General features: G+C 70.8%; 11 protein-coding genes. 8 read left to right on the top strand and 3 right to left on the bottom strand.

The window, feature by feature from the left end:
* Positions 1-30 precede the first annotated feature (30 nt).
* Positions 31-801 (bottom strand): FadR/GntR family transcriptional regulator, encoded by a 771-nt coding sequence (locus D7223_RS16875; protein ID WP_120729360.1) that lies wholly within the window; start codon positions 799-801, stop codon positions 31-33.
* Positions 802-950: 149 nt separating this feature from the next.
* Here D7223_RS16875 and D7223_RS16880 point away from each other — a divergent pair, with 149 nt between their 5' ends.
* From D7223_RS16880 to D7223_RS16915, 8 genes are all read left to right on the top strand, one after another.
* Positions 951-2,216, top strand: a complete 1,266-nt coding sequence (locus tag D7223_RS16880) for an ABC transporter substrate-binding protein (protein ID WP_120729361.1) — start codon at positions 951-953, stop codon at positions 2,214-2,216.
* Between the two features lie 4 nt (positions 2,217-2,220).
* Entirely contained in the window at positions 2,221-3,201 is a 981-nt protein-coding gene (locus tag D7223_RS16885; RefSeq protein WP_120729362.1) for a carbohydrate ABC transporter permease, read from the top strand.
* Entirely contained in the window at positions 3,201-4,028 is an 828-nt protein-coding gene (locus D7223_RS16890; protein ID WP_120729363.1) for a carbohydrate ABC transporter permease, read from the top strand. Before D7223_RS16885 ends, D7223_RS16890 begins: the two co-directional genes overlap by 1 nt.
* 1 nt (position 4,029) lies before the next feature.
* Entirely contained in the window at positions 4,030-5,259 is a 1,230-nt protein-coding gene (locus D7223_RS16895; protein WP_120729364.1) for a mandelate racemase/muconate lactonizing enzyme family protein, read from the top strand.
* A 115-nt stretch (positions 5,260-5,374) separates the two neighbouring features.
* Positions 5,375-6,400, top strand: coding sequence for a zinc-dependent alcohol dehydrogenase (locus D7223_RS16900; RefSeq protein ID WP_120729365.1), 1,026 nt, complete (start codon positions 5,375-5,377; stop codon positions 6,398-6,400).
* The gene (gene kduD, locus D7223_RS16905) at positions 6,397-7,158 is read left to right on the top strand and encodes a 2-dehydro-3-deoxy-D-gluconate 5-dehydrogenase KduD (protein WP_120729366.1); all 762 of its coding nucleotides are present in this window, start codon (positions 6,397-6,399) and stop codon (positions 7,156-7,158) included. The genes D7223_RS16900 and kduD overlap by 4 nt, the downstream gene beginning before the upstream one ends.
* The gene (locus D7223_RS16910; RefSeq protein WP_120729367.1) at positions 7,155-8,033 is read left to right on the top strand and encodes an amidohydrolase family protein; all 879 of its coding nucleotides are present in this window, start codon (positions 7,155-7,157) and stop codon (positions 8,031-8,033) included. Before kduD ends, D7223_RS16910 begins: the two co-directional genes overlap by 4 nt.
* Entirely contained in the window at positions 8,030-9,016 is a 987-nt protein-coding gene (locus D7223_RS16915) for an aldo/keto reductase (protein ID WP_120729368.1), read from the top strand. Before D7223_RS16910 ends, D7223_RS16915 begins: the two co-directional genes overlap by 4 nt.
* A 100-nt stretch (positions 9,017-9,116) precedes the next feature.
* Here the strand turns inward: D7223_RS16915 and D7223_RS16920 are convergent, their stop codons facing one another.
* Together D7223_RS16920 and D7223_RS16925 are read right to left on the bottom strand one after the other, a co-directional pair.
* The gene (locus D7223_RS16920) at positions 9,117-11,240 is read right to left on the bottom strand and encodes a ThuA domain-containing protein (protein ID WP_120729369.1); all 2,124 of its coding nucleotides are present in this window, start codon (positions 11,238-11,240) and stop codon (positions 9,117-9,119) included.
* Positions 11,241-11,327: 87 nt separating this feature from the next.
* Entirely contained in the window at positions 11,328-14,168 is a 2,841-nt protein-coding gene (locus D7223_RS16925) for a PQQ-dependent sugar dehydrogenase (protein ID WP_120729370.1), read from the bottom strand.
* Positions 14,169-14,366: the final 198 nt, after the last annotated feature.

The raw sequence follows: 14,366 nt of genomic DNA on the forward strand, positions 1-14,366 counted from the left end.
GCTCCCGCACCGGGAGCGGGCGCCGCCGGCTCAGCGTTGCAGGCGGGCGGGCCGACCCGAACCGCTGCGCCGGACCAGCCAGGCCTCGGTGATGTGGGTGAACATCGCCTCGGCGGCACCCTCCGGGTCGCCCGCGGCGATCCGCTCGTAGATCCGACGGTGCCCGCGGTTGGACGCCACACAGAGGGAGCGTTCGGTCCGGCCCATGTAGCGGGCGGTGTTCACCACCTGACTCTCCAGCGCGCGTACGACACCGCGCGCGATGCGGTTGCCGGACGCCTGCATGACCGTGTCGTGGAAGGCGCGGTCCTGCTCGTGGTAGGTGACATGGTCGTCGACCAGCTCGTCCATCCGGTCCACCAGGGCGCGCAGCCGGTCGAGGGTCTCCTGGTCGGCGAGGCGGGCGGCGACGTTGGCCATGTCGGACTCGAGCACCCGCCGGGTGACGACGAGGTCGTCGAGGATGGCGAGGCTGTCGTCCTCGGCGATGGTGGCGCCGAGGACGAGTTCGTCGAGCATGTCCCAGTTCGACGGCGGGGTGACCGTGGTGCCGGCGCCCTGGCGGACCTGTACGAGCCCCTTCTCCTGAAGGATCTTCACCGCCTCCCGGACGACGGTCCGGCTCACCGAGAAGGTCTCGCAGAGGACCGGCTCGGGGGGCAGCGGCGCGCCGGACGGATGCACCCCGCGGACGATGCGCTCCACCAGCTCGGCGGTGACCGCCGTGGCGAGGTTGGCCGGTCGCCGCGACCACGCCGGGCTGGCCACGGCATTCGGGGCTGTGTCCTGCGATGGCGTCATGTCCCCCTCCGAGTGGATCGCCGTGGCACCGGCGTCCGGAGATCAGTGTACGACCGACGATTGACGTCACACGTCATACGAGTTACGTTCCGGTCAACGATGGCGCGACGGCGGGTCCGTCGGCCAATCCCCTTCTGAGGTGAACAACGATGAAACAGCGCGCATTGTGGTCGGCGGTCCTCGTTGCGGGACTGGCTCTGGCCGGCTGTGGAAGTGCCACCGACTCGGACTCGTCGTCCGGTGGGTCGGAGGAAAAGCTGGTGGTGTGGGACTGGAAGTCCGGTGAGGCCTCCGCCGCACCGTACATCGAGAAGGCGAAGGCCGACTTCGCGAAGAAGCACCCGAACGTCACGGTGGAGTTCGTCGCCCAGCCGTTCGACCAGTACTACACGCTGCTCGGTGCGGCGATCCAGTCCGGCAAGGGCCCGGACGTCATCCTGTTCAACGGTGGCGGCCAGATCCGCGACCGGGTCGACGCGCTGGCGCCGCTGGACGAGTACGTGGCCGACGACAGGCAGCGGCTGGCCGGCTGGGACGCGTTCACCAAGGACGGCAAGATCTACGCCGGCCCGGTGACCCTGCAGGGCCACCCCATCTACTACAACAAGGCGCTCTACGAGCGGGCCGGACTGGACCCGGCGAGCCCGGCCACGACGTGGACCGAGTTCGTCGCCGACTGCGCCGCCATCGCCAGGGCCGGGGCCAAGTGCTTCGCCCTCGGCAACAAGGAGGGCGTCGGCATCCAGTTCTGGCTCTCCGCCCTGGCGTCGGGCATCCTCACCGCCCAGGAGTACGACGACTGGATCGCCGGCAGGCGCGACTGGAACTCGGCCAACGTCAAGCGGGTCTTCCAGCTCTGGCAGGAGGCCGGCGAGGCGGGCCTGAACAACGACGGCGCCAACTCCACCGCGATGTTCAACGACTCGTTCGCGCTCTTCCAGTCCAGCAAGGCCGCCCATGTCATCGGGCTGATGTCGGACGTGGGGCACTGGAAGGACTTCAACGAGTTCCTGACCCCCGGGAAGCTCGGCGTCATGGACACCCCGGTGGTCACCGCCGGGACCACCCCGAGCCTGCCCTACGACGGTGGCATCGGCTACGGCGTCGCCAAGTGGACCAAGGACCCGAAGGTCGCCGCGGACCTGGTGCGCTCGCTGACCTCGACCGAGGCGCTGAAGGCGTTCTACGCCGAAGCCGGCGCGATCGCCGCCGACAGCACGATCGACGTGTCGCAGGCCGGCCCGGCCGCCGCCACCATCGTCTCCGAGATCAAGGGCGGCAAGCCGGCCCTGCACGTGGCGCTCTCCTCGAAGACCCTGGACCTGATGGGTCGGCTCTCCCAGCAACTGCTCAGCGGTTCGATCACCGTCGACGAGGTGGTGAAGCAACTGGCCGCTTCCGACCAGGCGGGCTGACCTCGTGCCGATCGGAAACGCTCAGCCGTCGGTCCGTCCGGCTCCCGCCGGACGGACCGGTCCGGCGCGGGGTGGGCTCTCCACCGAGCGGGCCGGCAACCGTGCCCGGCGATCCCGTGGTGGCGCGCGGGCCGAGCGCTTCGCCCCCTACATCCTGGTCGCCCCGGCCGTCCTGATCATCGTGGCGCTCCGGCTCTACCCGCTGATCCTCGGCGTCAACTTCTCGTTCACCGGCGACGGGGTACGCAACGGGCTGGCGGTCGGTCTCGACAACTACCGCGAGCTGTTCCACGATCCGCTGTTCCGGACCGCGCTGGGCAACGTCGGGCTGCTGGTGCTGCTGCTTCCGGTGGCGGTGGCGATCCCCGGGCTGCTCGCGACCTTCATCTACCTGCGGGTACCGGGCCACCGGTTCTACCGCGGCGTCTACTTCTTCCCCGCGGTGCTCTCCCCGGTCATCGTCGGCGCGATCTTCAACCTGCTGCTCGCCTTCGACGGCCCGCTCAACGCCGTCCTCGCCTCGGTCGGGGTCAGGCCGGTGGACTGGCTCGGCGACCCGGACGTCGCCATGTTCATGGTGGTCGGGGTGCATGTCTGGGCCACCTTCGGGATGGCGCTGGTGGTGTTCCTCGCCGGGTTCGCCACCCTGGACGCCGCGCTGCTGGACGCCGCCCGGGTGGACGGGGCGTCACTGCCCCAGGTCATCTGGCACGTGATCGTCCCGGGTCTCTCCCGCACCATCCAGTTCGTCTTCGTGACCACGCTGATCGGGATGTTGACCTCCATGTTCGGCCTGCTCTTCGTGATGACCAGCGGCGGCCCGGAGGGATCGACGTACCTGCCGGAGTACTACATCTGGATCCAGCAGGGCCAGATGAACCGGCCGGCCCTCGCGTCGGCCGCGTCGACGATCCTCTTCGTGATCATGATCGTGGTGGGGTTGTTGCAGATCAAGCTGCTCAAGCGGGCGGGAAGGGAGGACTGATGTCCCGCGTACGCCTGAGCCGGTGGCTGATCGCCGTCCCGATGTCGTTGCTCGCGCTCGCGACGATCTACCCACTGCTGTTCACCGCCAACGTCGCGATGAAGACGCGGCGTGACTACATCCTCGACCGGTTCTCGCTGACCGACGCCCTGCGCTGGGAGAACATCGACACGGCCTGGAACAGCGTCGGCATGGGCCGCTATTTCGTCAACTCGCTGCTCGTGGTGACGTCGTCGGTGGTCCTGCTGCTGCTGCTCGGATCGATGGCCGGTTTCGCCCTGAGTCAACTGCGGTTCCGCGGCTCGTCGGCGCTCTTCCTGGGCTGCCTCGCCGGGCTGTTCGTGCCGTTCCAGGTGATCATGGTGCCGCTCGCCCGGATCATGGCCGACACCGCGCTCATCGACACGTACCCCGGCCTGGTCCTCGTCTACGTCGCCCAGTTCCTGCCCTTCACCATCTTCCTGATGACGAGCTACTACCGGAGCATCCCGCCGGAGATCATCGACGCGGCCCGCATCGACGGCAACAGCGTGTACGGCGTGTACCGCCGGATCATGCTTCCCCTGGGCACCCCGGCACTGCTGTCGGTCGGCATCCTCAACGCCCTGTTCTGCTGGAACGACGTCCTCATGGCGTTGGTGATGATGCCCTCGGCGGACCACCGGACGCTGATGGTCGGCGTGACCTCGCTGCGGGGCCAGTACTCCGACGACATCCCCACCTTCGCCTCGGGGGTGCTGATCGCCGCGATACCCGTCCTGCTGGTCTACCTCTTCCTCCAGCGCCAGATCGCCGACGGCGTCGCCGCCGGTTCCACGAAGGGCTGACATGCGGATCACCGGATATCGGACTCTCCACACGGTCCAGGAATGGGGACGACCGGTCGGCGACGCCAACGGTGTCTTCGCCGACGGTGTGGTCCCGGTGTCGATCGTCATCGTCGATACCGACGAGGGCATCTCGGGGGTCGGCCTCGGACCGCACGTCGAGATCGAGCGGATCTTCGCGGCCATCGACGGAGAAGACCCGCGCGCCGTCACCACCCTCTACGACCGCATGCTGCGGCACACCTTCAAGGCGGGCCACGCCGGCCCGGTGTTCGGCACCATCGGCGCGCTCGACACCGCCCTGTGGGACATCAAGGCGCAGGTTGCCGGCGAGCCGCTGTGGCGGTTGCTGGGCGGACGCGACCGGCGGGTCCCGGCGTACGCGTCCGGCCTGGACATCGGGCTGACCGACGACGAACTCGTCTCGACGTACGAGGTCTACGCCCGGTACGGCCTACGGGCCGCCAAGCTCAAGGGCGGCCTCGACATCGAACGCGACCGGCATCGACTCTGCCTGGTCCGGGAGGTGCTGACCGAGGCCGGTCGCGGACTGCGGCCGGGTCTGATGCTCGACGTGAACGAGGCATGGACCCGCAAGCAGGCCGTCCGGCACGTCTACGAGTTGGAACGCACCCTGGACCTCATCTGGATCGAGGAGCCGGTTCGCCGGTGGGACGCCGAGGGCCTCGCCGCGGTCGGCCGGGGAGTCCGCGCGTCGGTGGCGACCGGGGAGAACCTGACCGGGCTCGAGCAGTACCGCCCGCTGATCGCCGCCGGCGCGGTCGACATCGTCCAGATGGCCGCCGTCTGGGGGGTCACCCACTTCCTGCGGACATCCGCCCTGGCGCACGCCCACGACCTGCCGGTGAGCCCCATCGGCAACAGCCCGGTCGGGTTGCTGCACGCCGCCACCTCGGTGCCGAACCACCTCACCAGCGAGTTGCAGGACCTGCGTCCACCGGTCGGGGTCTCCGTCGATCTGCACGTCGAGGACGGGGCCTTCGTCCTCGGCGACTCACCCGGACTGGGTGTCGGGATCGACGAGGACCGGATCCGGGCGGCCACCCGGCGCCCGGGGGCGCAGTCGGCCGAGGGCCCCCACGTCCGGCCGGAGCGGGCCGGACGTCAGCTGCTTGCCGGAGTCGACGGCCCCGCCCCCGCCCCCGCGCGGCAGATCCCCGTCGCCCCGCTGCCGCCCCGCAACGAGGTGGCGCCCCACGCACGGCACTGACCCTGCGCCGGGGCTCCGGTTCCACCGGGTCCGGCACCCGCCGACCGCGGGCGGTGCGCGTGCGGTCATGTCCGGTCGGTACGACCGGTGTACCGACCGTCGAGACGGAGGAGCGATGAAGGCAGTGCTCTACCGGGGTGCGCGGCACCTCGGGATCGAGGAACGCGACGCGCAACCGCCGGGCCGCGGCCAGGTGCGGATCGCGGTGGCCTACACCGGAATCTGCGGCACCGACCTGCACATCTTCCACGGTGACATGGATGCCCGGGTCGGCGCCCCGGCGATCATCGGGCACGAGATGTCCGGCCGGATCGCGGCCGTCGGCGAGGGGGTCACCGGTTGGTCCGTGGGCCGGGCGGTGACGGTGATGCCGACCCGGTCGTGCGGCCGTTGCCCGGCCTGCCGGCGGGGGCACTCGCACATCTGTCACGCCATGGACTTCCTCGGCATCGACTCACCCGGTGCCATGCAGTCCTTCTGGAACGTGCCGGCGGAACTGGTCCTGCCGCTGCCCGAGGAGCTGCCGTTGGACCATGCGGCGCTGGTGGAGCCGGTCGCGGTCGCGGTGCACGACGTACGGCGGGCGAACGTCTCCGCCGACCAGCAGGTGGTGGTGGTCGGCGGCGGCCCGGTGGGGGTGCTCATCGCCGTCGTCGCCGCGCGCCAGGGTGCGCGGGTGCTCCTCGTCGAGCCGGACCCGGTCCGTCGCGCGGTCGCCGGCGAGCTGGGGATCGACGCCGTCGACCCGACGGCGTCGGATGTGGTGGCGCTGGTGAACGACCGGACCGGGGGTGCCGGTGCCGATGTCGCGTTCGAGGTCTCCGGTTCGGCCGCCGGGGTCGGTACGGCGGTCGACGTGTTGACCACGCGTGGCCGGTTGGTGTTGGTGGCGATCCACCCGCAGCCCCGTCCGGTCGATCTGCACCGGTTCTTCTGGCGTGAGTTGGAGCTGCTGGGCACCCGGCTCTACCAGCGCGACGACATGGTCGAGGCGATCCGGCTGGTCGCCTCCGGCGCGATCCCGGTGCGGCGGCTCATCTCCCGGGTGGAGCCGGTCGAGGCGGTGGGCGCGGCGTTCGAGGCGTTGGAGTCCGGCGGGGTGATGAAGGTGCTGGTGGATCTGCGGGAGGAGGCGCGGTGAGCGGACCCTTCGACCTGTCCGGTCGGGTCGCGGTGGTGACCGGCGCCCGGCGGGGTATCGGGCTGGCGATGGCCGAGGCTCTGGCGGTGGCCGGCGCCGACATCATCGGCGTCTCCGCGCGGTTGGAGGCGACCGGCAGCGAGGTGGAACGCCGGGTCCGTGCGGCCGGGCGTCGGTTCACCGCGCTGCGGGCCGATCTCGCCGACCGGGCGGCGGTACGTCGGCTGGCCGAGACGGTCAACGAGTGGGGGCCGATCGACGTCCTGGTGAACAACGGTGGCACGATCGCCCGTACCCCGGCCGCCGAGCACCCGGACGAGATGTGGGACCACGTGATCGAGGTGAACCTGAGCAGCCAGTTCGTGCTCAGTCGCGAGGTCGGCCGGACGATGGTCGAGCGCGGCCGAGGGAAGATCATTTTCACCGCGTCGCTGCTGAGTTTCCAGGGCGGCATCACCGTTCCCGGCTATGCCGCGTCGAAGTCGGGCGTGGCCGGGCTGACCAAGGCACTGGCGAACGAGTGGGCGAGCCACGGGGTGAACGTCAACGCGATCGCTCCCGGCTACATCGCCACCGACAACACCCGCGCGCTGCGCGAGGATCCCGACCGTGACCAGGCCATCCTCGCCCGGATCCCGGCGGGTCGGTGGGGCCGCGCCGAGGATCTCGGCGGTGCCACGGTGTTCCTGGCGTCGGCGGCGTCGGACTACGTCAACGGGGTCGTGCTGCCCGTCGACGGCGGCTGGCTAGGCCGATGACCGGCCAGCCCGGACCCGGACGAGCCGGGATCATCGACGCGCACCACCACCTCTGGGTTCGGGCCCGGCACCCGCAGCCGTGGATCGACCCGGTCACCATGGCGGCCATCGACGCCGACTTCGAGGCCGTCGACCTCGCCCCGCTGGCCGGGGCCGCCGGGGTCACCGGGACCGTCGTGGTGCAGTCCATCGCCTCGACGGCGGAGACGGTGGACCTGCTCGGCGTCGCGGCCGACAACGCCCTCGTCCGTGGCGTCGTCGGCTGGGTGGACCTGACCGCCGACGACGTCGCCGAGCGGATCGCCGGGCTGCGGGCGGCGCCGGGTGGAGACCGGCTCGTCGGCATCCGCCACCTGGTGCAGGGCGAGGCCGACCCGGCGTACCTGGACCGTGCCGACGTCCGGCGGGGGATCGCGGCGGTGGGAGCCGCCGGCCTGGTCTTCGACCTGCTGGTCCGCCAGCACCAACTGGCCATGGCCGCGCGCCTGGCACACGACCTGCCCGACGTGCGGTTCGTCCTCGATCATCTGGGCAAACCCGCGCTGGGCCGCCCGGATCTGGCGGACTGGGCCCGGGACCTGCGGACGCTGGCCGCCCCGCCCAACACGACGGCGAAGATCTCCGGCCTGGCGACCGAGGTGCGGCGGCTGCCCTGCACGCCGGAGGACCTCCGGCCGGCCGTGGACCACGCACTGCACGCGTTCGGGCCGGACCGGCTGATGTTCGGCTCGGACTGGCCGGTGTGCCTGCTCGCCACCGCGTACGCCCGATGGGTCGAGGTCGTGGCGGAGTTGCTGGGTGACCTGGACGCACCCGGCCGCGCGTCGGTCTGGCGGGACACGGCGCGGCGCGTCTACCGGCTGGGGGCGGTGTGAGCGCGCGGGCGTTGCCGCGCCGCCCGGCGGTACGCCTCACCGAGCTGGGCCTCGGCGCGTCCCAGGGCGGCAACCTGTACCGGGCGACCACCGACGAGGATTTCGCCGCCGCCGTCGACACCGCGTGGGAGGCGGGCATCCGGTACTACGACACCGCGCCGCACTACGGACTCGGGCTGTCCGAGCGACGGCTCGGCGCCGCGCTGCGGCACCGGCCGCGCGACGAATACGTGGTGTCGACCAAGGTCGGACGGCTCCTGGTGCCGTCGCCGGAGGACGCGCACCTGCGCGACCCCGACGGGTTCGACGTTCCGGCGAGCCACCGGCGGGTGTGGGACTTCAGCCGGGGCGGCGTCCGCCGCTCCCTGGAGGCCAGCCTGGACCGCACCGGCCTCGACCGGATCGACGTCGTCTATCTGCACGACCCCGACGACCACTGGGAGCAGGCCGCGTCCGAGGCGGTGCCGGCCCTGGTCGAGTTGCGCGACCAGGGCGTGGTGGGCGCCATCGGGGCCGGGATGAACCAGTCGGCGATGCTGGCCCGGTTCGTGCGGGAGGCCGACATCGACGTGGTGATGTGTGCCGGGCGGTACACCCTGCTCGACCAGGACGCCGCCGCAGACCTGCTGCCCGCCGCCGAGAGCCGCGGGGTGGCCGTGGTGATCGCGGGCGTCTACAACTCCGGGCTGCTGTCGCGGGACCGGCCACCGGCCGACGCGCGCTACGACTACCAGCGGGCCCCGGGTGAGCTGATCGAGCGGGCGCGGCGGATCGCGGCCGTCTGCGAGACGTACGGCGTCACCCTGCCGCAGGCGGCTCTCGCCTTCGTCCGCCGGCACCCGGCGGTGGTCTCGACGGTCGTCGGTGTACGCGACGGATCTCAGGCGGCCGAGGCCGTGCGCCGGTCGGCGGCCGTGGTGCCGGACGACCTCTGGGACGCGCTGGCCGCGGCCGGGCTGCTCGCCGCGCCCCCGCCCGGGTAGCGCGCCCCCGTTCCGTTCGCCGCTCGGCCGCGTGAACCCAGACCAACGCGGTCCCCCCGCCGTATCCGTGACGGCGGGGGGATGCGCGGGTTCTACCGGGTCAGGGCAGGGTCCATTTCTGGTTGGCGCCGCCGTGGCAGGTCCACAGGTGGACGGCCTGGCCGTCGGTGGCGCTGTTGTTGGAGATGTCGAGGCATTTGCCGGTCTGCGGGTTGCGGAGGGATCCGTCGGGCTGGGCCGACCAGTTCTGGGCGGCTCCGCCGGTGCAGGTCCAGAGTTGGATCCTGGTGCCGTCGGCGGAGGCGCCGCCGTTGACGTCGAGGCACTTGTTGAGTGCCTTGATGGTGCTGCCGGGGGTGACGGTCCACTGCTGGTTGGCGCCGTTGTTGCAGGTCCAGATCTGGATCTGGGTGCCGTCGGCCGACGAGCCGCTCCGCACGTCCAGGCACTTGCCGCCCAGCCCGACGATCCGGCCGGCACCCGTCGGCGGCGGGGTACCGGACTTGACCAGGGTGAACTCGTCGACGTCGTAGAGGAAGCCGCCGCCACCGGCGAAGCTCAGATAGAGCGGCTGCGTGCCCGACGGCACCCCGGAGAGGCTGGCGGTCACGGAGGTGAAGGTCTCCCAGCCGCCGGTCACCGGCACCGCGACCTGACCGAGGAGCTGACCGGTGGCAGAACCGCTGCGGACCTGGAGGGTGCCGCCGGAACCGGCGGAGGCGACCCGCGCCCGCAGCGAGGTCGCCCCGGTGAGGCTGAGGCCCTGGTAGCCGACCCAGTCGCCGTTCTCGATGTTGCCGACGACCTGCCCGCCGACCGCGGCGGCCTTGGCGAACCGGCTGACCCCGCTGCCCGAGGTGTACGACTCCGCCTGCACCGTGACGTCACCGCTCGGCGGCGGGGTGGTGCCCCCCAGCTCCTTGATCCGGATGTTGCGGTACTGGACCTCGTCGCCCGTACCGTGGTTCTGGATGCCGATGTAGCCGTCGAGCTGCCGGTTCGGATCGGTGTTGGTGAAGTCGTTGATCCTGACCCCGTTGAGGAAGACCTGGAGGCGTTCCCCCTCGACCAGCAGTTCGAAGGTGTTCCACTCGCCCGGTGGGTTGAGCGCGGCGTCCCGGGCCGCGGTGTCCGGGGCCTTGACGGCGTAGATCGAGCCGGTGGTGCGGTCCACCGCGTCGGTGGCGTCGATCTGCACCTCGTAGCCGGTGTTCAAAGCCGCGTTGGGGTCGGTCGTCGCGGGGAAGCCGACGATCACCCCGGAGTTGTGGTCGCCTTGGATCTTCCAGTCCAGCTTGAGCGAGTAGCTGGGGGCGAACTGCTTCGCGCTGTACCAGTGCATGCCCATGCCACCGAACGAGGTGAGGGTGGCGTCGGAGTTGGTGAAGCCGCCCGGCCCGGCCTGGGACCACCCGGTGGTCGAGCCGTTGTAGAGGGGGGTGTAGCCGGTCTCCGGCCGGCAGTCGGCCCGGGCGCGGCCGGCCGCGTAACGGATGCCGCCGAGCAGATGCGCCCGGAACGCCGGCTCGGCGTACGACGCCTGGGTGTGCCCACCGGCGGTGTAGAACGACCGGCCGCCGCTGACCGTCTTGCACCAGGTGATCGGATGGTCACCGCCCATCGACCCGCCGGAGTACGACGACTCGTCCAGGGTGGCCAGCACCCGGGCCGTCGAGCGGGGATTGGACCGGAAGTTGTACCACTCGTCGGTGCGGGTCCAGTTCTGCGGGAGATGCGCGGTGCCCGGGTGGGCCCGGTTCTCCACCTTCACGGTGGCCTGCTGGATAGCCGGGTGCGAGGAGAAGTACGCACCCACCAGGTTGCCGTAGAAGGGCCAGTCGTACTCGGTGTCGGAGGCGGAGTGGACGCCGACGTAACCGCCACCGCCGTTGACGTACGACTCGAAGGCGGTCTGCTGGCTGCTGTTGAGCACGTCACCGGTGGTGTTGAGGAAGATCACCGCCTCGAATCGGGCGAGGTTGGTGGTGGTGAACTGGCCGGCGTCCTCGGTGGCGGTGACGGTGAAGCTGTTCGCCGCGCCGAGGTCCCGGATGGCCTGGATGCCCGCCGGGATGGCGTCGTGCCGGAAGCCGGCGGTCTTGGAGAAGACCAGCACGTCGTACGGCGCGTCGGCGGCGCTGGCCGGGGTGGCGGGGGTGGTCAAGGCGAGAACGGCCAGGACGGTGGTGGCCGCGCCGAGAGTGGATCTGATGAGTCTTCGCATTGTCGCCCTCTCATGGAACGGGATGAGCTGGGGGAGCGGCCCCCTGCCGGGCCTCGGACGCCGGCAGGGGGCGACGTTCCTACCGGGTCAGGGCAGGGTCCATTTCTGGTTGGCGCCGCCGTGGCAGGTCCACAGGTGGACGGCCTGGCCGTCGGTGGCGCTGTTGTTGGAGATGTCGAGGCATTTGCCGGTCTGCGGGTTGCGGAGGGATCCGTCGGGCTGGGCCGACCAGTTCTGGGCGGCTCCGCCGGTGCAGGTCCAGAGTTGGATCCTGGTGCCGTCGGCGGAGGCGCCGCCGTTGACGTCGAGGCACTTGTTGAGTGCCTTGATGGTGCTGCCGGGGGTGACGGTCCACTGCTGGTTGGCGCCGTTGTTGCAGGTCCAGATCGCGATCTGGGTGCCGTCGGCGGTCGAGCTGTTCGGCACGTCCAGGCACTTGCCGCCGAGCCCCACGACCCGCCCGGTGCGGCTCGCCGAGGTGCCGGTGTTGACGGTGAACGCGTCGAGGTCGTAGAGGAACCCGGTGCCGCCGGCGAAGGTCAGGTAGAGCGTGGTGGTGCCCGCCGGCGCGCCGGCGAGGTTGCCGGTGACGGTGGTGAAGGTTTCCCAGCTACCGGTGTTCGGCACGGTCGCCGAGCCGAGCACGGTGCCGGTGGGGGAGCCCGCCCGCACCTGGAGGGTGCCGCCGGAGCCGGCGGACGAGACGCGGCCGGTGAAGGAGGTGGCGTTGTCGAGCCGGTACGGCGTGAACGCGATCCAGTCGCCGTTCTCGATGTTGCCGACCGTGGTGCCGCCTTCGGCGGTGGTCTTACTGAAGGTCGCCACGCCGGAGGAGGTCCTGTAGTGCTCGGCCTGGCGCTTGCGGGGCTGGAGGGTGTGCTGCTTGTGGGTGGTCAGCCCGCCGTTGTCGGTGTACTCGGCGTCGAAGACGCCGAAGATGTTCGCCGCGTCGTCGTGTTCACCGTCGACCGGGATGGTGATCGAGCCGGAGCAGCCGTTCTTCGAGGTGATCGAGTGACCGTGCTGGTCGTGGCCGAGCACGTAGGTCAGCTTGACCCGGGCGCAGTCGATCGTCTGGTCCTCCGGGTCGCTGACCGTGATGGTGTACGGCACCGTGTCGCCGTAGGAGAAGAGGGTGCCGTCGATCGGGCTGGTGATGGTCACCGTCGGGGCGGTGTTGCCGACACCGACCTGCACGCTGGCGGTGCCGGTCGCGCCCTGCGGATCCCGGACGGTGAGCGTCACGTTGTAGGTGCCGTTCGTGCCGTACGTCTTGCTCGGGTTCGCCGCCGTCGAGCTGGTGCCGTCGCCGAAGTTCCACGAGTAGGTCAGCGCCCCGCCCTCCGGGTCCGACGATCCGGCCGACGAGAAGTTCACCGTCAGCGGCGCCTGGCCGGAGGTCTTGTCGGCGGTGGCCGCGGCGGTCGGCGCGCGGTTGCCGGCGGGACCGACGTAGTCGAAGCGGTAGAGCGCCGAGTTGGCGTCGCCGTTGTAGAAGCCGGTGCCGTAGTCGAGCACGTACAGCGCGCCGTCCGGGCCGAAGGCCATGTCCATGACCTGCTTGCCGACCCAGGGGAAGGTGTCGATGGCGCCCCGGGAACCGTCGGCGTTGATCTGGATCGGCTTGATCCAGCCACGACCGAACTCCCCGGCGAAGAACTGCCCGTTGAGCGACTGCGGGAACTTGGTGGTGGAGGGGTTGTTCGGGTCGTACCGGTAGACCGGGCCGGCCATCGGCGATTCGGAGCCGCCGCCGAACTCGGCCGGGCTGCCGGCGTCGCCGGCGTACCTGATCCAGGCCGGTTTGGCCCCCGGCAGGGTCGACAGGCCGGTGTTGCGGAACGAGTTGTTCGTCGGGCCGCCGGTGCAGTTGTACTTGCCGCCGGCGGAGTTGCTGTTGAAGTCCCACTCCGCGTAGGTCTCGTTGGCGGTGTTCGTGCCGGTGCAGTACGGCCAGCCGTAGAAGCCGGGCCCGGTGACCCGGTTGAACTCGACCTGGCCACTCGGACCCCGGTTGCCGGTGACGCCGGCGTCCGGGCCGTAGTCACCGACGTACACGACTCCGGTGGCCTTGTCGACGCTCATCCGGAACGGGTTGCGGAAGCCCATCGCGTAGATCTCCGGCCGGGTCCGCGCTGTGCCGGGAGCGAACATGTTGCCGGCCGGGATCGAGTACGACCCGTTCGCGTTGACCTTGATCCGCAGGATCTTGCCGCGCAGGTCGTTGGTGTTGGCCGCGGACCGCTGCGCGTCGTACGCCGGGTTGCGGTTGGTCCGCTCGTCGATCGGGGAGTATCCGGCCGATTCGAACGGGTTGGTGTCGTCGCCGGTGGACAGGTAGAGGTTGCCGGCGGCGTCGAAGTCGATGTCGCCACCGGCGTGGCAGCACTGGCCGCGATCGGCCGCCACGTCCAGAACGGCCACCTCGCTGGCCCGGTTCAGGCTCCAGTCGGAGTTGAGGGTGAACCGGGAGAGCCGGTTGACGCCCTGCCAGGCGGACCAGTTCGTGCCGGTGCCCGGTGCGTCCCCGCCGGGAGTGTTCAGCGTCGGCGCGTAGTAGAGGTAGATCTGCCGGTTGGAGGGGAAGTTCGGGTCCACCCCGACCCCCTGGAGCCCGTCCTCGTCGTGCGCGTAGACCGGAAGGGTGCCGATCACGGCGGTGTTGCCGGCCGCGTCGGTACGCCGCAGCGTGCCGTTGCGGGCGGTGTGCAGCACCGATCGGTCGGGCAGCACCGCGATGCTCATCGGCTCACCCATCTCGGCGAGGCCCTTGGCCAGGGTGACCTGCTGATAGTCCGCCGCGTTGATGGCGGCTGCCGCGGGTGTGGAGCTGCCGGCGAGGACGACCGCACCGGCCGCGGCCACCATGAGCAGCGCGGAGCCGGCTGACGAGAGTCGCCGGCCGAACATCGTGTCGAGTACAGACATGCTGGGGTTTGTTCCTTCCTGACTGCTGATGCCAGGTCGGCGCCGAAGCGCCGGTGCCGTGGCGACGGTTTGCCGCCTGTGGGGGGAGGTGGCCCCCGACCGGTCGTGCGACCGGTCGGAGGCCACCTGTCGACGTGCTCGCCGCGCCGCCGGGGCACATCGACGAATCGGGCCACCTACCCGCACCGCCCGCGAGGA

Origin of the sequence: Micromonospora endolithica, assembly GCF_003626595.1 — a bacterium.
Lineage (GTDB): Bacteria > Actinomycetota > Actinomycetes > Mycobacteriales > Micromonosporaceae > Micromonospora > Micromonospora endolithica.